The organism is Stenotrophomonas thermophila (assembly GCF_001499715.1).
In the GTDB taxonomy this organism is placed as follows: Bacteria; Pseudomonadota; Gammaproteobacteria; order Xanthomonadales; family Xanthomonadaceae; genus Stenotrophomonas; species Stenotrophomonas hibiscicola.
The window spans coordinates 1-19,410 of sequence record NZ_CVIW01000039.1; the positions used below are offsets into that span (position 1 = coordinate 1).

The following is a 19,410-nucleotide window of genomic DNA, read 5'->3' on the forward strand; positions in this document are numbered from 1 at the left end:
TCCGGTGATCGACGCCACCTCGGCCGCGCTGGCCGGCATGGCCGCGCTAGCTGCTGCCGTCGTTGGCGCGCCGATGACCATGGCCATGCTGGTGCTGGAAGGCACGCACGATTTCCTGCTGACCAGCGTGGTGATGAGCGCGGTACTGGTGTCCAGCACGCTGGTGCGGCAGTGGTTCGGCTACTCGTTCTCGACCTGGCGCATGCACCTGCGCGGCGAGACCATCAAGAGCGCCCGCGACGTGGGCTGGGTGCAGAACCTCAACGCCGGCCGGCTGATGCGCAAGGGCGTGGCCACTACTCCGGCCGATCTGGATGCCGCCGCGTTCCGCCAGCGCTTCCCGCTGGGCTCGGGCAGCCGGGTGATCCTGATCGACAGCGAGGGCCACTACGCCGGCATCGTGCAGATTGCACGGGTCTACGGCGATGGCGTGAAACCGGAGACCATGATCGGCGAGCTGGCCGAGAACCGTGACGTTTCACTGTCACCGGCCGCGGACGTGGTCAGCGTGATGCAGCGTTTCGACCAGACCCAGGCCGACGAACTGGCGGTGGTCGGCGCCGACGGCCAGGTCCTGGGCGTGGTCTCTGAAGCCTTCGTCCGCAAGCGCTACGCCGAGGAACTGGACAAGCGCCAGCGCGAACTGATGGGCGAGCGCGTCGAGGACACCGACTGACCCCGCAAAAAGGGGACGGAGGGGATTAAGTCGTTTCTGGCACGCTGAATAACCACGCGTGGCGTGGACCGCTGGAAATCCACGCATGGCGTGGATCTACTGTCACCTCAACCGGGTAGACTCCGGCCATGCGCTTCATTGAGACCTTCCAGGCCGGTCCCTTCGCCGACACCGTGGTCAGCCTGCTGGCCGCCTTCGTGCTGGGCACGCTGATCGGCGCCGAGCGCCAGTACCGGCAACGCACGGCCGGCCTGCGCACGAATGTGCTGGTGGCAGTTGGCGCCGCTGCCTTCGTCGACCTGGGCATGCGCATCGCCGGCAGCGCCGAGGCGGTGCGGGTGATCTCCTACGTGGTCTCCGGGGTCGGCTTCCTCGGCGCCGGCGTGATCATGAAGGAAGGCATGAACGTGCGCGGTCTGAACACCGCCGCCACCCTGTGGTGCTCGGCGGCGGTCGGCAGCTGCACCGGCGCGGACATGCTGGCCGAGGGCGTGCTGCTGACCGTGCTGATCATCGCCGGCAACACGCTGCTGCGGCCGCTGGTGAATGCGATCAACCGCATCCCGATCAACGAGGCGGCGACCGAAGCCACCTACGAAGTGCGCCTGAGCGTGGATGCCGAAGCAGTTCCGCGTGTACGCGAGCGACTGGTCGATGCGCTGGAAGCAGCGCAGTACCCGGTCGGTGATGTGCAGGTAGTCGAGCATGCCGATGCACCAACCGATGTGATCGCGGTGCTGGTCAGTACTGCCGTGAGTGCCGATGAGCTGGACGTGGTGCTGGCGCGGATGGAGCACGTGCCGGGCGTGCTGCATGCCACGTGGGAAGTCAGCACCCGCGATTGATTGATCCACGCGGGGCGTGGAGGCTCTTCTCTCATCCCCTCATCCGCTGCTGCGCACGCAGCAGTTTCTGGAACGAGCCGCACTTCCGGGCATCCTCTGCCTGCGGGCAGGCCGCCGCACGTTGCAGGTGCCGGCGTACCCGTTGCAGCTGGATGATCTGCCGCTGCAGCACATCAGCCTGCGCCAGCAGGGCCTCACGATCCAGCGTAAGGCATCCGCGCTGCGGCGGCAGCGATGCGCCGATCTGCTGCAGCGACAGCCCGGCCGCCTGGGCCAGGCCGATCAGTGCCAGCCGTTCCAGCACATGCTCGTCGTACTGCCGGCGCAGGCCGCGACGGCCCAGTGCCTGCAGCAGCCCAAGTTGTTCGTAGTAGCGCAGGGTCGAGGCCGGCACGCCGCTGCGCTTGACCACCTCGCCAATATCCAGTTCGCGCACGGGCTTGACCTCAAGTGACCTTCAAGCGCCAACCTATGGGCAACTACCCACCGAGGCAAGGCCATGGCCAGCACACCCCCCCTTGATCAGAACGCCCTGTGGAACGGCCCTGGCGGCCAGGTCTGGGTTGCGCAGCAGGCCATTCTCGATGGCCTGTTCCAGCCGATGGCCGACCTGCTCGTGGCCGAACTTCCGGAAACCGTCACGCAACTGCTCGACATCGGCTGCGGTACCGGGGCCAGCCTGCTGGCATCAGCCGCCGCACGCCCGTCGGCGCACTGCACCGGCCTGGACATCTCCGCGCCGATGCTGGCGCTGGCCCGTCAACGCGCCGAGGCGGGAGGGCTGGACGCAGACTTCATCGTCGCCGACGCACAGCAGCATCCGTTGCCCACCGCGCACTTCGACTGGATCCAATCTCGGTTGGGCGTGATGTTCTTCGAAGATACCGAGGCCGCCTTCGTCAACCTGCGCCGCGCGGCGCGACCGGGTGCCGGCCTGCGTTTCCTCGCCTGGCGCGGCGCCGGGGAAAATCCGTTCATGACCACCGCCGAGCGCGCCATCGGCGATGCCCTGGATCTTTCGCCCCGCGTACCGGGCGCACCGGGCCAGTTCGCCTTTGCCGACGGCGAGCGCGTGCAGCATCTGCTGCAGGCCGCCGGCTGGAATGACGTGGAAGTTGTTGCGGTAGACCTGCCCTGCTCGCTCGCCCGCGAGGACCTGCCGACCTATGTCGGCCAAGTGGGTCCGTTGGGCCTGGCGTTGCGCACGATGCCGAAGGAACGCGCCGATTCTCTGCTGGCCCGAGCACTGGCCGCATTCGCACCGTTCGTCGAGAACGACCGCGTACGCGTGGATGCCGCCTGCTGGCTGGTCCGCGGCCACGCGTAGAAAAACGGGACGGAGGGGATTAAGTCGCACATGCCCGTGTCGTGCCGGAAACGACTTAATCCCCTCCGTCCCCTTTTGTCGTCTACAGCGCCTCGCCGGCGTCGGCCAGACGAGATTCGATCAACGCATACCACTGCTGCAGCACGTCGATCAGCATGTCCAGCTCCGCATCGGTACGCTGCGCGCGGCCGCTTCGCAGGCAGGCCTGGGCCTCCTGCAGCTGGGCAAGGAACCCGGCCACGGTATCGGCCTGCAGGATCAGGCCTGGCAGGCGCCGCCCGGGAATGCGTACCACGGCATGGTTGCCGAGCTGGCCGTACACGCTGAGTGTGGTTTCCGTCTTCATGGAAAGAGGCAGGAATTGAGCGTTCATCGCGTGCACCGTTAGAAAACCTGAGCCGCAGGCAGGCGTGGACGACGGGGGAGACGTTGCCACGCCTGCCGGCGGTCAGGGGGGACTCGGGACCGGGGCCTGGCCCCGGCGAGGGAATTTCAGCGCGGCTGTGCCACTCCGGCGATCTGCACGCGCCGGTTCGGCGCCAGGCAGGCGATCAGCTCGCGCCGATTGCGCTGCTCGCACTGCACGATCGGCTCGGCTGCGCCCCGCCCTTCGGCGCTGATGCTGGCCGCAGGCACCCCGCCCTGCACCAGCGCGCTGCGTACGGCCTCGGCACGTCGCTGCGACAGGGTCTGGTTGTAGCTGGCACTGCCGATACGGTCGGTGTACCCGGTCACCCGGATCGACTGCACCTGCGCAGCCTCGCGCACCTGCGCCAGGATGCCCTGCACCGCCTGCTGGCCTTCGGCGCTGAGTACCGCGCTGTCGAATCCGAACAGCGCGTCGGCCGACAGCCGCAGGGGTTGCTCCGGCAGCGGTGCCGGTGCAGGCGGCGCCGGTGGCCGTGGCGGTTCGATCACCGCCGCGCACGATTCCGGCTTCCAGTAGCCCCCCTGGGCGATGCCCTTGCTGTCGAAGCGCACCTGGAACTGGCAGGTGAAATACTCCGCGCCCTGCGCGGTGCGGAAGTTGAACAGGTAGTTCCACTCGCGCACGCCCCACATGCCTTCATTGAAATGCGGCGTGCCCAGCAGCGTGTACAACTGCCGCTTGCTCATGCCCGGCGCGAAGCGGCGCAGGTCGGCGACGTCCGGATAGATGCCTTCCTTCAACGAGGCCCTGGAGGCCTCCGGGAACTGCACGGCGGTGGCTTCGGCAGGACCGTCGGTGGCCGGCGCATGGCTGCGGCAAGCGGCCAGCAGGCCCATCCCCAGGATCAGGCCCAGCGTAGCGGCATGTTGGCCGGCGCGGGCGATACGATGCTGTTTCATGTCATTCCCCCTGTAGACGTTTCCGCGGTACCGGGCCGCGCGTGCGGCCCGGCGGCGGAGATATCACCACTGGATGCCGGCACCGACGGCCACGCCGGCCTCGCCACGGCTGTTGGTCGAACCGCTGAACTTGTAGATCCAGCGGCCGCCTTCGGAGACACCGGAGATGCCCAGCGCCACGCCCGATTCGCCGTTGTAGCTGCCAGCCGCGATCGAGGCCATGCTGCGGCCCGCCTCGCTGGGCTGCGGCAGCGCTGCGGTGGCCATCGCCGAGGCGATACCGGCCGAAGCACGGTTGTCGGTCTTGCGCAGGTCGCGCTCGAAGCCACCCATGCGCTCGTCGGTGTAGGCCTTGGACCAGTCCAGGGTCTGCGCCATCCCCGACTTCAGCTGATCCACGTTGACCGCGTCGGTACCGGCGGTACCAGCGGCAACGTTGCGCACCGTGGTCGGGCCGCTGCCGGTGGATCCCAGCGTGACGCTGTTGTAATTGGTCGCACCGTTCACCGTGGTGTCGTAGCGGAGCGTACCCTGCTGCGAGGCCTGCAGCTGGCGCACGTTGACCGCGTCGGTGGCCTGCGAGCCGTCAGCCACGTTGACCACCTGGCGTTCGGCGCCGCTCGCACCCACCGAGACCGTGTTGGCCCGGTTCGCCACCGAACCCGCACCCAATGCCACCGAGTTGTCGGCCTGCGCCTGTGAACCATTGCCGAGCGCGGTCGAGTTGGCACCGGCGGCAGTGGAGCCTGCACCACCGGCGGCCGAGTTGGCACCGCTGGCGGACGGGTCGGCCAGGTTGTTGGTGTTGTTGGCGCGGAAGCTGCCCGCCACGTTGGTGATGTTCTGGATCTTCTGGTCGGTGTACTTCTTCGACTCGTCGATGGCGTAATTCACGCCGTTCTTCAGCTGGCCGACATTGGTCGCGTCGTAGGTGTCCGAGCCGTCGGCAACGTGGGTGATCTTGCGCTCGCTGCCGCTGCTGCCGACCGAGACCTCACCGGCCGAGTTGCTGGCACCGGTCTGGCCGTAGGCGCCGGTATAGCCGCTCTGTGCGCCAACGCTGGCCACCGAACCGGCACCCAGTGCCACGCTGTTGCCGGCGCTGCTGCTGGCACCGTTGCCGACCGCCACGCTGTTGGCACCGGCTGCACTGGCCTGCGGGCCGACCGCCACCGCTTCCGCACCGGCCGCGGTGGCTGCGGCCGCCGTCGAGTTCACCGCCAGGTAGGCACTGCCACCGCCACCGTTGGTGATGCGCTGGTTGAGGACCTTCAGCGAGCCATCGACGGCAGTGAAGGCGGCGGTGACGTTGTTGTAATCGCCGCTGGTGAAGGTGCCATCGGTGGCGATGCTGGAGATGCTGAACGTCGGCGCGGTCCACGCGTTGGTGGTGCCGTTGTAGGCAGTGGTGCCGCCGAAGTAGTTGGCGATGGTGCTGTGGGTGCTGAACAGCTGGTCGCCGGTGATGGCGTCGCTGCTGCCGGCCAGGATGCTGCCGGCGGCGACATTGGTGATCTTCACCGCGCCGGTGCCGGTGCCCGTCAGCGTCACGCTGTTGAGCACGTTGCCACTGCCGTCGACATCGTACTTCACGGCCAGCTTGTCGATCTCGCTGGTCTGGTCGGCAACGTTGGCCAGCGAGTTGCTGACCGCGTCGAAGGCGGTACCGACGTCGTTGTAGTTGCCCTTGGTGATCGTGCCGTTGGCGGCAACGTTATTGATCGAATAGGTCGGCGCGGTCAGTACGCCGCTGGCGTTGACCGCCGCGCCACCTCCGAGGTGGGTGGCAACGGCCTGGTTGGCCGCAAACAGCTGGGCACCGTTGATGGCCTCGCTGCTGGTGGCACTGACCTGGCCCGGGCCCAGGTTGCGCAGCGTGGTGGCGGTGCCGCTCTGGCCCAGCGTGGCACTGGCGTAGTTGACGCTGCCGTCGCCGTTGAGGTCATAGCGCAGGGCGCCCTGCTCCGAGGCCTGCAGCTGGCCCACGTTGACCGCATCGGTGGCCGCGGTACCGGCCGCCACGTTGGTGACCTGACGCTCTGCGCCAGCGGCACCGATGGAAACCGTGTTGGCACGATCGGCAAGGCTTCCCGCCCCCACTGCGATGCTGTTGGCTGCCGTCGCCCGCGCATTGGTGCCGACCGCGATCGAATCGGCGCCGCTGGCCACGGCCTCGGTACCGGTCGAGTTCACCCGCAGGTACTTGGTACCGCCGTTGCGGATATCGGTGATCTGCGTGTTGAGGTTGACCAGCGAACCATCCACCGCCGCGAAGGCATCGGTGGCGTTGGTGTACAGGCCCTGGGCGATGGCGCCGGTGGTGGAGATCGTGCTGATCTCGAACAGCGGCGCAGTGAAGGCACCGCTGGCCGGATCGAACGCAGCGCGGCCACCGAAGAAGCTGGCGATGGCGGCGTTGGTCGCAGCCAGTTGGCCACCGTTGACTGCTTCCAGGCTGCCCGCGGTGACCGCGCCGCCGGCCAGGTTGCCGATGGTGGTGGTGCCGGTGCCTGCTCCGAGCGTGACCCGGCGATAGTTCGGGTTGCCCGAGCCATCCAGGTCATAGGTGACCGCTGCGGAGGCCACATCGTCGATCAGACTGATGGCGCCCTTCAACTGGGCCACATTGACCGCATCGGTGTTGACGCTGCCGGCAGCCACGTTGGTGATCTGGCGCTCGCCGCCACCGGCGGTGCCCACCGATACTTCGCCGGCCGAGACCTGCGGTGCAGTGAGGCCATAAGCGCTGTAGCTGGCCTGCGCGCCGCGCAGTGCAGCCGAACGGTAGCCCAGTGCGACCGAGTTCGCCTGGTTGGAGGTGGCTTCAGCACCCAGCAGGGTCTGGCCGTTGGCGGTACCGACGGCACTGTCACCGACGATCACCGAATGGCCCATGCGCGCAGCGTAGTCTGCGGTCGGGACGCCGGTCGGGTTGGTGGGATCGTTCACACCATCGCCCGGGAAGGCAACGTTGGCATCGACCCTGGGCAGTTCGTGCCGTGCATTGGCGCCGATCACCACTTCCTTCGAACCGTTGGCGAAGGCGCCGTCACCCATCAGCACCTGGTAGTCCTGTGCCGCGTTGACGGCCCAGCAGGAGATGTCGGCCAGCGCGATGTCCAGGCACTTCGCCGCCCATTCCGGCGAATCCGTTGGCAGCAGCAGCCCGAGCAGGCCACCCGGATTGCCGTTGTTGATGTTGTAGATGTAACTGTCCGAGGTAACGCCGCCAATAAGCGTCAGGTGCGAGCTGCCGCCGGTGACGGCGCCGCCGAGGCCATTGAGGGTGCTACCAACCGGCGACAGGTTGACCACCGGCAGGCCCAGCACATTGACCGTCGAGTAGGTCTGCATCACGTTGGCGTTGCTGAGCTTGAGGTTGCCGTTGCTCAGGTAGCCGTCGCCGCCGAACAGGCTGCTGGTGGTCGGCCCGATGAGCTGGCCGACATTGCCGACCAGGCCACCGGTGCCGATGATCAGGCCCGCGTTCGGGTCGGCCGGCGCCGGCGCCTTTGGGCTGGTGGGCGGTATGGCCGAGGGTTGGGTCAGGCCGAGCCCGCCAAGCGTGCCGCCGACCAGCCCGCCTACGGCACTGCCGAGATTGCCGATGGTGCCGTTGAGGTTGCCGTTGAGCAGGTTGCCTACGGCGCTGCCGACATTGCCCAGCGTATCGCCCAGCAGGCCACCCAGGCCGCCGAGGCTGCCACCTGTAGCGCCGTTGAGTACACCGCCGACGGTGCTGCCCACTGCACCCGCTGTACTGTTGAGCGTGCCGCCCACGGCACCGCCCACGGCACCGACGGTGCCAACTGCATCGTTGAGCGCGCCACCGACGGTGCTGCCGACCGAACCGACCGTGCCGTTGAGTGCACCACCCACGGTGCCGCCAACTGCACCAACCGTGCCAACAGCCCCGTTGAGCGCGCCGCCGACGGTGCTGCCGACCGAATCGACCGTGCCGTTGAGCGCACCACCCACGGTGCCGCCAACTGCGCCAACCGTACCAACAGCGCCGTTCAGTGCACCACCCACCGCGCTACCGACAGTTCCAACGGTGCCTTCGAGCGTGCTGCCCAGTGCTTCGCCCACCGTTCCAACCGTGCCGTGCAAGGCGCCGCCGACCGCACCAACCGTGTTGCCTACGGTGCCATCAAGCACGCCACCTATGGCGCCGCCTGCCGCGCCGACAACACCGCCCACCAGGCCATCGACGCCCAGCGCGCTGTTCTGCGCCGCCACGGTCGCTTGGCCGGCCAGCTTCAGATTGCGGTCGGCCACGACTTCGTGGCCACCCGGCGCCTGCACGCGCACGTTGCCGGCAACACCGGTATCGAAGGCCGCGGTGATCGCACGATCATGAGTCTCGCCCGGCAGCTCCTCCTTGGCCGGCAGCGTGACCGCCGCCGTCGCCTTGACCTGCCCCTGGCCGTCGATCTGGTGGCCCGCCAGCTTCAGCTGCGAATCCACCTTGCCGTCAACGGACGCCTTGAGGCCGGACCGCGAGCCAGCCGGTGCGCCAGCAACAGCGGCGGCCGCCTTGGCACCGGTATCGATCGAGGCCACCTGCGCACCGGCGATGCCAACGCCGGCCTTCGCCTGGGCATCCGCAGCCACACCGAGCGGCGCGTGCGCGGACGGCACAACGTTGGCCGCCAGCGAGGCATCAATCTTCGCCACACTGGACGCTGCGTGTCCCAACCCGGCATTGGCGCGGACATCGGCGGCCAGCGCAGGAACCGCGACCTGCTTCGGCGCAGCGCTCGCCGCCAGCTTCACCTGCACGGTGGCCGGCAGCACGTCGCGTACGATCGGCAGCGCGTTCGTACTCAGCTGCAGGCCGACACGCGCATCAGCGCTGATTGCCGGACTGCTCTGCGCCTGGCGCGAGGCTGCGGCCAGCGCCACTTCCGCGTCGACCTTGACCGGCATCGGCTGCGCGTACTTGGCTGCGAGCGCCTGCAGGTCGCGCAGCGACTGATTGGATTCGGTTGCGCCCGCATGCCCGCTGGCCAGCGCACACAACAGGGCAAGGGCCAGGGCAGTCGGCATCAGCAGAGCACTGCGCGGATCGCGGGCGGCGCTGCCGCCGCTGTCGCCGGTGGCCAGTTCCGAGGCCACAACCAGAGCATTGAGCTGGCGGTTCCATACACGCCGGTAGATGCGGTTCATGAGCATTTCCCCCGTAGGCGAACAACTGGAATGTCAGTGGACTTGCCGTTAGGCAGGTGACTGACATTTCAGCGTTTGCAACGGCGGTGGCGCACCTCAATCCGGCACGGCAATCGCGCATTCCGGCAAATCCACGGCCGGAATCGGCAGCCGTCTATGCAGAAGCGGCAGCATGATCGGCAAACGGATGCGCAATTCCGGCATAAATGCCGTGGAAACCCTTGCGGGACCTTGGCTCAGGCCGGCTGGCCGATCTGCGCGGGCGCGCGCATCAGGGTATCGCGCGGCAGTTCGCCGAATACCTTGCGATAATTGTCAGCGAAGCGCGAGAGGTCCCAAAGCCCGCAGCTGAGCGCGATGGCCTTCACCGAGCGGCGGCTGGAATCGGCCATCGACAGGCTGCGGCAGGCGGCACACAGGCGCAGCATGGAGAGGTACCGGTTCGGCGAAGTGCCGAACAGGTCCTCGAATGCATAACGCAGGCCGCGCTCGCTGACGCCAGCGGCATCGCAGATTTCATTCATGTAGATGTTGCGGCGCAGGTTGAGCCGCATGAAATTCTCGGCACGCTGAGCAATCAGATAATGTGTGCGCCGCGCACGGCTGCAGCCCGGGCGGTCGGCGGTACCCGCGCCCAGCAGTGCCTGCACATGCTCATGCAGCAGCCGCTCGGCTTCTTCCGGCTGCAGGCCGGAACCCTGCCCCAGCTGCAGGTGCAGCTGCTGATAATGGCGCGCCAACGGCGCTGCTTCGTTGGCCAGGCTGAACAACGAAAGTGCCTGCCCAGCCGGTGGCGTGCTGCGCAGGCTCAGTTCGGTCAGCTTGCGCTGTACGCGCGCCGCCGGCACCAGCATCAGCGTCATGTGCGTGCCCGGGCTCAGGGTGAACTCGCTGATGCCCTCCGGCATCACGGTCAACGCCATACCCGCCGCAAGCGGTACACCATGGCACCAGCTCAGCGTCTCATCGGTGGCGTGCAGATAGCCGAGCATCGCCCAGTCCGGCGGCAGCATGAAGCGGCCACGGCAATGGAATCCACAGCTGATGCTGCAGAACAACGCCTCCTCGTGCACGCGTGAAGCGAAGGCTGCCCGCGGCCCATTGCCATCGAGCAGAAGCAGTTCAACATCACATACACGAAGCACGCCGCTCAGCGTCGCCAGGTCGATCGACCGCAGGCCGCTGTCGTCGCTGTCTCCTACCCCACCATCGACCATGACAGTGTCGTCCCCCGATTATCCGTCGTGCGATACGGCCCCCACTGCCTGACAGGGCGCGCACCTCTCATGGAATCTCTTCCATCGCCGGGATGCGCGCCAGCAAAGTGCGCACCCCAAAAGAAACGCGAGTACTTGAATACGAGTATGCCCGATAATTCAGCGGGGTAAACATCTGCCCCGCGTTGAATAGGATGGATACAGACGTGAAAATCATGCTGACGTGATTGGCACAGTTCTCGCATTCGACTGAACCCAAAATCACATTATCTGCACGTCGATGAATCGTTGTGCGAGCGAACGGATTTCCGTCACAGAACCCGCGTGAAAAATTAAGGACCGAAGGGATTCTGCCGAATTTGCATATAGGTTCCGGTTGCAGCCGGCCGCCATTCAGGCAAAGTCGATAACACGGTGATCCGGTCTTTGATAATGACCGCACCCAGGGGGACAGCATGACCATGCACGTATCGCTCGACACGTCGACCACCGGCCCCGCGCCGCGCGGTCGCGGTTGTGCGAACGGCGTCCCGCCTGGAAGCGATCGCCCTGCTTGAGCACAGCGGGTCCATCCCGCCTTGCCTCCTCCGCCAGGACGTGCGGAGGTCCACGGACGATCCCGGCGGAGCCGGGCCACCGCCCAACAGGTGTCCTGTAGCAGACAGGTAGAGGGAGACAATCGTCATGAACGCATCGATCCGCAAGTTCCTGAAGGAAGAAGATGGTGTCACCGCGCTCGAGTACGGGCTGCTGGCCGCTGTGATTGCGGGAGTGCTGATCGCACTGGGCAGTACGCAGATCCAGACATTCTTCAGCACGCTCTTTGAGAATCTCACCAAGCTTGCCAACAAGGCTTCAGGCAGCACGCCCGCCTGAGCCGCCTCCTGGATTGGATCAGGGACAGCAACTGCTGAGCGTCCACTGACGGGCGACGGAGTGTGCGATGACACTGCTGGGTTTATTGGCCATCGGCGTATGCCTGCGGATCGCGATCAGCGATCTGTACGCCCGGCGGGTGCCCAACGCCTGGCTGCTGTCCGCATGCGCGATCACCGTTGTCGTGCTCATCGCCGGACAGTTCAACGCGCCGCGCCTGCCGTGGGCTTCCCACGTTGCCGGCGCGGCGCTCGGCCTGGTCGCATTGCTGCCGTTCCATGCGTTGCGCTGGATGGGCGCCGGGGATGTCAAGTTCTTTTCCGTGCTGGGATTGATGCTGGGCTGGCAGACACTGCTGCCGATCTGGATCGCGGCCAGCCTCGCAGCGGGCGCACATGCCGCGTTGGTGCTGGCGTCACGCCGGGTGGGTCCAGTACTGCCCATCGGCCTGCAAGCCCAGCTGAACCGGGCCAGTTCGCAGTGGCATTCACACCCGGCGCTGCGCGACATGCAGAACGCCCGCCAGGGACGCCATGGCATTCCCTATGCAGCCTACCTGGCCGTGTCGGCCATCGCCTGGATCCTCATCACTACGTATGGAGGTGTGCCATGAACACCCCCAACCCGCGCCGGCAACGTGGTGCGGCCAGCATCGAGTTCGCCTTGATGCTCATGCTGGGCCTGCTGCCACTGCTGCTGTTTACGTTCTCCGGCGTGATGATCATGGCGGCCCAGCAGACGCTGGCAACCGCTTCGGCCGAGGGTGCGCGCGCATCGCTGCGCTATGGCAGCGCCAATGAACGTCGTACCGCGGCGTGTATTGCGGCGCGCAGCTCGATGCAGTGGCTGCTGAACTTCTCCGGGCAGTCCGTCGACTGCAGCAATGGGGGAAGCAACGCCATCCTGGTTTCCGCGCAGGCGCCCTGCGCCGGACTGGCCAGCGCCCAGTGCATGACCGTGACCGTCAGCTACGACTACGCAAGCCATCCCTTCCTGCCCGGCACCGCCACGCTCTACAAGTGGGTAATGCGGGCTCCCATCCGCAGCGTGGCGGTCGCGCAACTCGACCTCGGCAGCGGCAACTGACGATCGCTACAGGAGACGGTTCCATGCTCAAGTTGACCCGCATCGCCGCCGTCGCCCTGATCGGGTTGGCCGTGCTGCTGGCGGTCATCGCCCTGATGATCGGGCGCAGGCAAGCCGCGCCGGCCACGGTTGCCCCGGCCGCGCAGAGCGAAGCCCAGGCAATCACCGTGGTGGAGGCGGTGGCGCGACTGCCGGCCGGCGAACCCATTTCTGCCAATGGACTGCGCCTGGCGCAGCGCAGCGCCCCGGTTGCCGGTGCCGCCTCCAGCATTTCCGCCGTGGTGGGAAAGGTGCCGGTGCAGGACATTGCCGAAGGCACGGCAATCAGCAGCAATGCGCTTGCGCAGGGATTCTCGCTGCAGCTGCGCCCCGGAGAGCGCGCACTCGCGGTACCGGTTGACGAGTTGGTGGGCGCCGGCAACCGCATCGTGCCGGGCGATTTTGTCGACGTGTTCCTCAACCTGCGCAACGCCCAACCCAACGCCAGCGGGCCGGCCGATGCAGCACAGACGCGCCTGCTGTTGTCGCGCCTGCGCGTGCTCAGCTATGGCCAGCAGGACATCGCCCTGGCCAACGCTGGCGCTGTCGCCAGCACTGAAGCCGATGCGCGCAACGATCCACGCGCCGCCGACATCACCGGAAGCAGCAGCACCCAGAGCACGGGCAGCGAGACCACCCAGCCGGCACGCAGCGCGGTACTGGCGGTACCGGTGGCCGACGCCAACCGGCTGTTGCTGGGTGCGCAGCAGGGCAAACTGTTCCTGGCCCTGCGCAACCCTGCCGATCCCGGCCAGCCCGATCTGGCGCTGTTCCCGCAGGCACGCGGTGTGATCGATCCGCTGCGGGGGCTGGATGCGGAACAGCAGCTTGCGCTGCAACGGCCGGAGAATCACGCCTACGCCGGCATCGACGGTGATGCATTGGCCGGCCGCAGCAACACGCCGGCCCGCAGCACCCAGGATGCCCCGGCACGGACACTCGCACCCCGGCGCAGCGCCCCGCGCGCATCGGGTATCGAAATCATCCGGGGTGACAGTTCCGCCCCCCGTGGTTCCCTTTGACCTGCATCGAGCGCATCCATGACCGAACGTCGCCGCAGTCCACGCCCTTCCCCCCGCCAGCGCTGGCTGGCCCTGCTGCTGGTGCTGCTGGCACCGGCGACGAGCGTGGCCGCCGACGACCTGGTACTGCAGACGCGCGAGCAGCGCCCCTGGCCCCTGCCGGGTGACCTGGAGCGGGTGGCCATTGCCGACCCGGGCGTGGCCGATATCGTGATGCTGCGCGGCCAGCGCCAGGCACTGCTGGTCGGCAAGGCACCGGGCACCACCACGCTCCTGCTCTGGCACCGCAAGCAGGCCGAGCCACAGCGCCTGCAGGTGCGGGTACAAAGCGCGGTGCAGGGCGCGGCCGACGCGGGCGCGAACGGACTGGTGTTCACCCAGCAGGACAATCAGGGCCTGCTGCAGGGAAGCACCGACAGTGTGCTGTCGCACATGCAGGAACAGAAGACCGCCGCGATGGCCCTGGGCAAGGACGGACTGCTTGCCGACGCATCGACGGTAAGCAGCGGCGGCGTCGTGCAGGTCGAGGTCAAGGTGGTCGAATTCAACAAGACCGCTCTGAAGCAGATCGGCATCAGCTTCCAGAACCGCAATGGCAACTTCGCCTACGGATTCGCCCGCCCGGGCGGCCAGCTGCCGGGCAACACCGGCATCCTGCCCGGCATGCAGGAAGGCAACTCCAGCAACGAAGCCGAATCGCCCATTTCTTCGGCGTTCCGCCTGGTGTTCGGCTCGACCAAGGGCCTGTGGAATGCCGACGTCGACCTGCTGCAGAACAATGGCATGGCGCGCGTGCTGGCCGAACCTACCCTCGTCGCATTGTCCGGCCAGAGCGCCAGCTTCCTTGCCGGCGGCGAGCTGCCAATCCTGGAGCCGCAGGGGCTGGGCACCACCACGATCACCTACAAGCCCTTCGGCATCGGCCTGACCGTGACACCGACGGTACTGGCGCCGAACCGCATCGCCTTGAAAGTCGCGCCGGAAGCCAGCGACCTGGACTACAGCAACGCCATCGCGCTCAATGGCGTGCAGATTCCATCGATCACCACCCGCCGCGCCGACACCACGGTCGAGCTGGGCGATGGCGAGAGCTTCGTGATCGGTGGCCTGGTCAGTTCCAACGTGGTTTCCAGCGTCGGCAAGATTCCGCTGCTGGGTGACCTGCCGGTCATCGGCTCGTTCTTCCGCAACTTCGACTACAAGCGCCAGGACAAGGAGCTGGTGATCATCGTCACGCCACGCCTGGTGAAGCCGCTGGCCCGCAACACCGAACTGCCACTGCCCGGCGACCGCGAAGCCAAGCCGCACATGCCCGAATGGGGCGCCTGGCTGCTGGGTCCAATCAGCCAGGACCCGGTACCCGGCTTCTCACGCTGATTCCATGATGCCTGCGATACCACGCCCATGCCCTACGCCACTGCCCAGCCGCTGCATCCGCAAGGACCGCCGATGAACCTGGTCCTGTACGGAATGGATCGCGAACTGCTGCCCCGGCTGGCGGCCAAACTGCCACCGACCACCACCCTGCACTGGCAGGACAGCAGCGCCCCGACCTCCGCACAGGACCTGCACCGCGGGCCGCAGAACCTTGTGCTGCTCGACTTCCGCCCCGAGCATGCCGCCGCCTCCAGCGTGCTGGCGCAGCAACTGCAACAGACAGAACCGGACCTGGCACTGGTTGCCGTCGGTGCCACCAGTGCCGGACAGGTAGAGGGTGTCGTCATCGCACTGCGGGCGGGTCTGCGTGACGTACTGGACCTGGACAGCGACAACGCCGGTGTCGAGGCCGCACTGCGTCGTGCCCTGTCACCTCGACCAGCTGCCGCCGCGCAGCACGCGCACAAGGCGCGCCTGATCGTCCTGCTGGGCGTGCGCGCCGGGGTTGGCACCAGTACGATGGCCGCGCACCTTTCGGTGCTGGCACAGCAGACCCGTGCGCTGGCACAGGGCGAGGCAGTGCAGCAGGACGGCCTGCTGATGGAACTGGCCCAGCCTTCGGGTGACCTTGCGCTGTACCTCAATCTGGACAGCCGCTTCCATTACGAAGACGCGCTGCGCAACGCCAGCCGCATCGACGCCACCCTCGCCCGCACGGCCATGGCCCGGCACGATTCCGGGCTGGTGCTGCTGGACCGCGCCAGCGGAAGCGACGCAGTGCCGCCGTCCGATCCGGGTGCGCTGCTGCAGCGCCTGCGCACCGTGTTCGCCAGCGTGCTGTGTGATGCCGGCGGCTGCCCGGTGCGCCAGCTGCCACCGCTGCTGCTGGACCAGGCCGACGAGATCTGGCTGGTCACAGATGCCTCGATCGCCACGCTGGTGTCGCTCGATCAGGCACTGAAGCACCTTGCCGGGCAACGCGAACGCGAGAAGCGGCTGCAGCTGGTGATCAACCGCCACGATGACAGCAGCGGAATGAGCCCGGAGCAGATTGCGCGCCGCTTCGAGGTGCCCCTGCTGGCCACGCTTCCCGAGCGCCCCCGCGTGCGCCTGTCAGCGAGCCAGGGCCACCTGCTGCTGCAGGATGCGCCGCGTGACCCCTATCTGCGTGCCCTCGCCCCACTGGTTTCGCGCCTGGACCCGGCCGCTTGCCGGGTGCAGGCGCAGGGCCTGCGGGAAAGACTCTCCCTTGCCCTGGGTGGATCGCAATGGAAGACAAGGTAACCCCTTTCCCGCATGCCGTTGCCCGGCCGGTGCTGCCCGAAAGCACGCCGGGCCATCAGCCGTTCGCGCAGACCGAGCAGTACCAGAAGGTGCTGTCGGCAGCGCATGAGCACCTGCTCAACAGCATCGAGGACGAGCGCATCGACATCGATTCCTGGGCGCCCGACACCATCGCCCGCTGGGTGCAGGTGCAGACGGTGAGCTTCATCCAGGAGTGGCGCATCCCGATCAACGAAGAAGAGATGCAGGTGGTCGCCGACGGCCTGGTCAAGGAGCTGACCGGCTTTGGCCCGCTGGACGACCTGCTGCACGACCCGTCCATCGAAGACATCCTGATCAACGGTTTCAAGGATGTGCATGTTTCCCAGGGTGGCCAGCTCAAGCGGGCCACCCAGCGATTCACCGACGATACGCACCTGCTGCGCATCCTGCGACGTATCCTGGCCCCGCTCGGGCGCCGCCTGGATGACTCCAACCCGATGGTCGATGCGCGTTTGCCCAACGGCGGCCGTCTCAACGCGATCATCTCGCCGCTGGCCGTGGACGGACCGATGGTGTCCATCCGCAAGTTCCGCAAGGATCCATTCACTCCCGATGAACTGCTGGCCAAGGGCACCTTCGACGAACCGATGCACGCCCTGCTGAAGGCGATGGTGCTGGGCCGCTGCAACATCCTGGTATCCGGCGGCACCAGCTCCGGCAAGACCTCGCTGCTGAACGCCCTGGCCAGCTACGTCCCCGCGAACGAGCGCGTGATCACCGTCGAGGACACCGCAGAACTCTCGCTCAACCACCCGCATGTGGTCCGCCTGGAAAGCCGCATCGGTGGCGCCGAAGGCCATGGCGCGGTGAGCATCCGCGATCTGGTCCGCAACAGCCTGCGTATGCGCCCTGATCGCATCGTGGTGGGCGAGGTGCGTGGCGCCGAGGTGCTGGAAATGCTGCAGGCCATGAACACCGGCCACGACGGTTCGATGGCCACCATCCACGCCAATTCACCACGCGACTGCCTGTACCGGATCGAGATGCTTGCTGGATTTGCCGGCTTCCAGGGCAGCGAGGACAGCCTGCGCCGGCAGATCGCCAGTGCCATCGACTTCATCGTGCAGATCTCGCGCCTGGGCAGCGGCCGCCGCGTGCTGGTATCGATCACCGAGATCACCGGTGTCAGCGACAACCTGATCACCACCCAGGAAATGTTCCGCCACGAACTGCAGATCGACGGCAACGGCAAAGAGATCGATCGCTGGGTCGGGCTGGGCTTCCATCCACACTCGCACAAGCTGGAGCCGTTCCGCCAACAGCTGCGCGAATCGCTCTACGGAGACTTCTGAGCATGGGAACCGGCGCGCTGCTGGGCATGTTGAGCATCATCGCGGTGCTGCTGGCGCTGGCAGCCTGGCTGTGGGGCACGGCCAGCAGCCGTGAACAACGCCAGGTTTCAATGCGGCACGCCGAGCAGCAGCTTTCGCGCGGAAGCGCCACGGGCGGGGCACCCGCCGGGCCGTCCGTCACCGCTGCCAACGATCCGGCGCGGCCCGCCAGCACCGGGCGCCGCGTGCTGCCGCTGGATGGCCTGCTGCAGCGCGCAGGGCTGCAGACCGGCTGGAAAATCCCCATCATGCTGCTGGTACCGGGGCTGGTACTGTCGGTGGTAGCGATGGCGCGGCTGGGCACCGCGTGGATGTTTCCGCTGACCCTGCTGCTGTACCTGCTTGGCTGCTGGCTGTGGGTGATGCGGCGGACCACGAAGCTGCGTGCGCAACTGCTGCATCAGCTGCCGGACTTCCTCGACAACCTGGTGCGGCTGACTGCACTGGGCAACAGCCTGCAGGCCGCGTTCCAGGTTGCGTCGATGCAGACCAGCACGCCGTTGCGCGGGCTGCTGGACACCACGGTGCGCTTTGCGCGCAGCGGCATGGAGTTGGACCGTGCACTCGCGCAGGCCGCGCAACCCTATCGCATGGAGGTGCTGAAGGTGTTGTCGGTGGTGATCGGTGTCAGCGTGCGCATCGGCGGGCGCTCCGACCAGATCCTGCAGCGCATGGGTGATTTCATGCGCGACCTGGAACAGGCGCAGCAGGAGCTTTCGGCGACGACCTCCGAGACACGCATGTCTGCGTGGGTGCTGGGCCTGCTGCCACCGGCGTGCGCGGTGCTGATGGCGATCGCCAGCCCGGACTTCTTCCAGCCGGTGCTGCACGATCCGCTTGGCCACAAGATCCTGCTGCTTGCACTGGGCATGGAGCTTGTCGGCGGCTTCCTGCTGTATCGCCTGGCCAAATCGCTATGAACCCCCGCCCAGCCGGAGACGACCGATGAGCGCCAGCGCCTGGTTCGCCCTCTCCCTGCTCGTGCTGGCTGCCGGCATCGCCCTGCTGGGTATCGGCGGCTGGATACGCAGCCATCGCGAGCAGCGTACAACGGCCACGTTGAAGACCGCCCTGCAGCCGCGCGAGACGTCCCGTGACACCGAACCTGCACGGCACGATTCGCTGGGCTGGCTCGAACGCTTCGGTCGTGCCCTCAGCGGCGGCCGCCTGGAAACGGCATTGCTGGCCAATGAAGATCGGCTGCTGTTGGATCTGGCCGGGTGGAACACCCGTCGCGGTACGGCCATCTACCTCGGCCTGCGCCTGCTGCTGGCCGTGCTGGTGCTGGCACTGGTGCTGACATTCAGCAGCGTCACCGGGCTGGCCAGGATCATGGTGATCATCGGTGCCTTGGCCGCTGGACTGCTGTTGCCCAAATTCGTTCTCTCTTCCTGGGTGAAGCGGCGCCGGCGTGCAGTCGAAACCGAGCTGCCGCTGCTGATCGACCTGCTGCGCCTGCTGCAGGGCGTAGGCTTCAGCATGGACCAGAGCCTGCAGACGCTCGGCGACAAGCTTCGCGATGCATTGCCGGTACTCGGCAGCGAACTTCAGGAGGCCAATGTCGCCTATACCCATGGCCGCACGCGCGCGCAGTCCCTGCGGCGGCTGAGCGAGGTCTATGCCGACGATGACCTGACCAGCCTGATGCAGCTGATCCTGCAGGTGCATGCCCATGGCGGTGCGGTGCAGGAGCCCCTGCGGCAGTTCAGCCTCCGCCTGCGCGAGCAGCGTCGCAACACGTTGAAGGAAAAGGTCGGCAAGCTCTCGGTGAAGATGACCGTGGTGATGAT

General features: G+C 67.0%; 17 protein-coding genes. 12 read left to right on the top strand and 5 right to left on the bottom strand.

Features of this window, described 5'->3' with window-relative positions; all coding sequences use genetic code 11:
• Together BN1263_RS15275 and BN1263_RS15280 are read left to right on the top strand one after the other, a co-directional pair.
• A partial coding sequence (locus BN1263_RS15275; RefSeq protein WP_186008977.1) for a chloride channel protein occupies positions 1–676 on the top strand: 676 nt, incomplete at its 5' end.
• 128 nt (positions 677–804) lie between these two features.
• Positions 805–1,521, top strand: a complete 717-nt coding sequence (locus tag BN1263_RS15280) for an MgtC/SapB family protein (RefSeq protein WP_005409984.1) — start codon at positions 805–807, stop codon at positions 1,519–1,521.
• A 31-nt stretch (positions 1,522–1,552) separates the two neighbouring features.
• Here BN1263_RS15280 and BN1263_RS15285 read toward each other — a convergent pair whose 3' ends face one another.
• Positions 1,553–1,957 carry a MerR family transcriptional regulator gene (locus tag BN1263_RS15285; protein WP_058982303.1) on the bottom strand — a complete coding sequence of 135 codons (405 nt, stop codon included), beginning with the start codon at positions 1,955–1,957 and terminating at the stop codon, positions 1,553–1,555.
• 63 nt (positions 1,958–2,020) lie between these two features.
• Here BN1263_RS15285 and BN1263_RS15290 point away from each other — a divergent pair, with 63 nt between their 5' ends.
• The gene (locus BN1263_RS15290) at positions 2,021–2,848 is read left to right on the top strand and encodes a class I SAM-dependent methyltransferase (protein WP_058982306.1); all 828 of its coding nucleotides are present in this window, start codon (positions 2,021–2,023) and stop codon (positions 2,846–2,848) included.
• A gap of 82 nt (positions 2,849–2,930) precedes the next feature.
• Here the strand turns inward: BN1263_RS15290 and BN1263_RS15295 are convergent, their stop codons facing one another.
• The 4 genes from BN1263_RS15295 to BN1263_RS15310 all read right to left on the bottom strand — a co-directional run bounded on the left by BN1263_RS15295 (position 2,931) and on the right by BN1263_RS15310 (position 10,563).
• Positions 2,931–3,221, bottom strand: coding sequence for a DUF6959 family protein (locus BN1263_RS15295; protein ID WP_019659952.1), 291 nt, complete (start codon positions 3,219–3,221; stop codon positions 2,931–2,933).
• A gap of 119 nt (positions 3,222–3,340) precedes the next feature.
• Positions 3,341–4,177 carry an OmpA family protein gene (locus BN1263_RS15300; RefSeq protein WP_058982308.1) on the bottom strand — a complete coding sequence of 279 codons (837 nt, stop codon included), beginning with the start codon at positions 4,175–4,177 and terminating at the stop codon, positions 3,341–3,343.
• Positions 4,178–4,240: 63 nt separating this feature from the next.
• The gene (locus BN1263_RS15305; RefSeq protein WP_058982311.1) at positions 4,241–9,346 is read right to left on the bottom strand and encodes a YadA-like family protein; all 5,106 of its coding nucleotides are present in this window, start codon (positions 9,344–9,346) and stop codon (positions 4,241–4,243) included.
• A gap of 236 nt (positions 9,347–9,582) precedes the next feature.
• The gene (locus BN1263_RS15310; RefSeq protein WP_021204283.1) at positions 9,583–10,563 is read right to left on the bottom strand and encodes an AraC family transcriptional regulator; all 981 of its coding nucleotides are present in this window, start codon (positions 10,561–10,563) and stop codon (positions 9,583–9,585) included.
• A 684-nt stretch (positions 10,564–11,247) separates the two neighbouring features.
• Between BN1263_RS15310 and BN1263_RS15315 the strand changes: the two genes are divergently transcribed.
• From BN1263_RS15315 to BN1263_RS15355, 9 genes are all read left to right on the top strand, one after another.
• A complete protein-coding gene (locus tag BN1263_RS15315; protein ID WP_021204284.1) occupies positions 11,248–11,439 on the top strand; it encodes a Flp family type IVb pilin in 192 nt (63 codons plus the stop codon).
• A gap of 67 nt (positions 11,440–11,506) precedes the next feature.
• Positions 11,507–12,052, top strand: coding sequence for an A24 family peptidase (locus BN1263_RS15320; RefSeq protein WP_058982314.1), 546 nt, complete (start codon positions 11,507–11,509; stop codon positions 12,050–12,052).
• Complete coding sequence (locus BN1263_RS15325; RefSeq protein ID WP_058982316.1) at positions 12,049–12,525, top strand: TadE/TadG family type IV pilus assembly protein; 477 nt, start codon at positions 12,049–12,051, stop codon at positions 12,523–12,525. Before BN1263_RS15320 ends, BN1263_RS15325 begins: the two co-directional genes overlap by 4 nt.
• A gap of 23 nt (positions 12,526–12,548) precedes the next feature.
• A complete protein-coding gene (gene cpaB, locus BN1263_RS15330) occupies positions 12,549–13,586 on the top strand; it encodes a Flp pilus assembly protein CpaB (RefSeq protein WP_058982317.1) in 1,038 nt (345 codons plus the stop codon).
• A gap of 18 nt (positions 13,587–13,604) precedes the next feature.
• On the top strand, positions 13,605–14,963 hold the full coding sequence (locus BN1263_RS15335; RefSeq protein ID WP_058982319.1) for a type II and III secretion system protein family protein: 1,359 nt from the start codon (positions 13,605–13,607) through the stop codon (positions 14,961–14,963).
• Between the two features lie 27 nt (positions 14,964–14,990).
• A complete protein-coding gene (locus BN1263_RS15340) occupies positions 14,991–16,247 on the top strand; it encodes a CpaE/TadZ family protein (RefSeq protein WP_019659961.1) in 1,257 nt (418 codons plus the stop codon).
• Positions 16,232–17,581, top strand: coding sequence for a TadA family conjugal transfer-associated ATPase (locus BN1263_RS15345; RefSeq protein WP_058982321.1), 1,350 nt, complete (start codon positions 16,232–16,234; stop codon positions 17,579–17,581). The genes BN1263_RS15340 and BN1263_RS15345 overlap by 16 nt, the downstream gene beginning before the upstream one ends.
• A gap of 2 nt (positions 17,582–17,583) precedes the next feature.
• Entirely contained in the window at positions 17,584–18,540 is a 957-nt protein-coding gene (locus BN1263_RS15350) for a type II secretion system F family protein (RefSeq protein WP_058982323.1), read from the top strand.
• Between the two features lie 25 nt (positions 18,541–18,565).
• On the top strand, positions 18,566–19,410 hold an 845-nt coding region (locus BN1263_RS15355), incomplete at its 3' end, for a type II secretion system F family protein (protein WP_058982325.1).

Bases quoted from the DNA above. Each gene is read 5' to 3' on its own strand.
- BN1263_RS15290 (WP_058982306.1), top strand. From the start codon at position 2,021: ATGGCCAGCACACCCCCCCTTGATCAGAACGCCCTGTGGAACGGCCCT.
- cpaB (WP_058982317.1), top strand. From the start codon at position 12,549: ATGCTCAAGTTGACCCGCATCGCCGCCGTCGCCCTGATCGGGTTGGCC.
- BN1263_RS15335 (WP_058982319.1), top strand. From the start codon at position 13,605: ATGACCGAACGTCGCCGCAGTCCACGCCCTTCCCCCCGCCAGCGCTGG.
- BN1263_RS15325 (WP_058982316.1), top strand. From the start codon at position 12,049: ATGAACACCCCCAACCCGCGCCGGCAACGTGGTGCGGCCAGCATCGAG.
- BN1263_RS15315 (WP_021204284.1), top strand. From the start codon at position 11,248: ATGAACGCATCGATCCGCAAGTTCCTGAAGGAAGAAGATGGTGTCACC.
- BN1263_RS15300 (WP_058982308.1), bottom strand. From the start codon at position 4,177: ATGAAACAGCATCGTATCGCCCGCGCCGGCCAACATGCCGCTACGCTG.
- BN1263_RS15350 (WP_058982323.1), top strand. From the start codon at position 17,584: ATGGGAACCGGCGCGCTGCTGGGCATGTTGAGCATCATCGCGGTGCTG.
- BN1263_RS15345 (WP_058982321.1), top strand. From the start codon at position 16,232: ATGGAAGACAAGGTAACCCCTTTCCCGCATGCCGTTGCCCGGCCGGTG.
- BN1263_RS15280 (WP_005409984.1), top strand. From the start codon at position 805: ATGCGCTTCATTGAGACCTTCCAGGCCGGTCCCTTCGCCGACACCGTG.
- BN1263_RS15320 (WP_058982314.1), top strand. From the start codon at position 11,507: ATGACACTGCTGGGTTTATTGGCCATCGGCGTATGCCTGCGGATCGCG.
- BN1263_RS15305 (WP_058982311.1), bottom strand. From the start codon at position 9,346: ATGAACCGCATCTACCGGCGTGTATGGAACCGCCAGCTCAATGCTCTG.
- BN1263_RS15310 (WP_021204283.1), bottom strand. From the start codon at position 10,563: ATGGTCGATGGTGGGGTAGGAGACAGCGACGACAGCGGCCTGCGGTCG.
- BN1263_RS15295 (WP_019659952.1), bottom strand. From the start codon at position 3,221: ATGAACGCTCAATTCCTGCCTCTTTCCATGAAGACGGAAACCACACTC.
- BN1263_RS15340 (WP_019659961.1), top strand. From the start codon at position 14,991: ATGCCCTACGCCACTGCCCAGCCGCTGCATCCGCAAGGACCGCCGATG.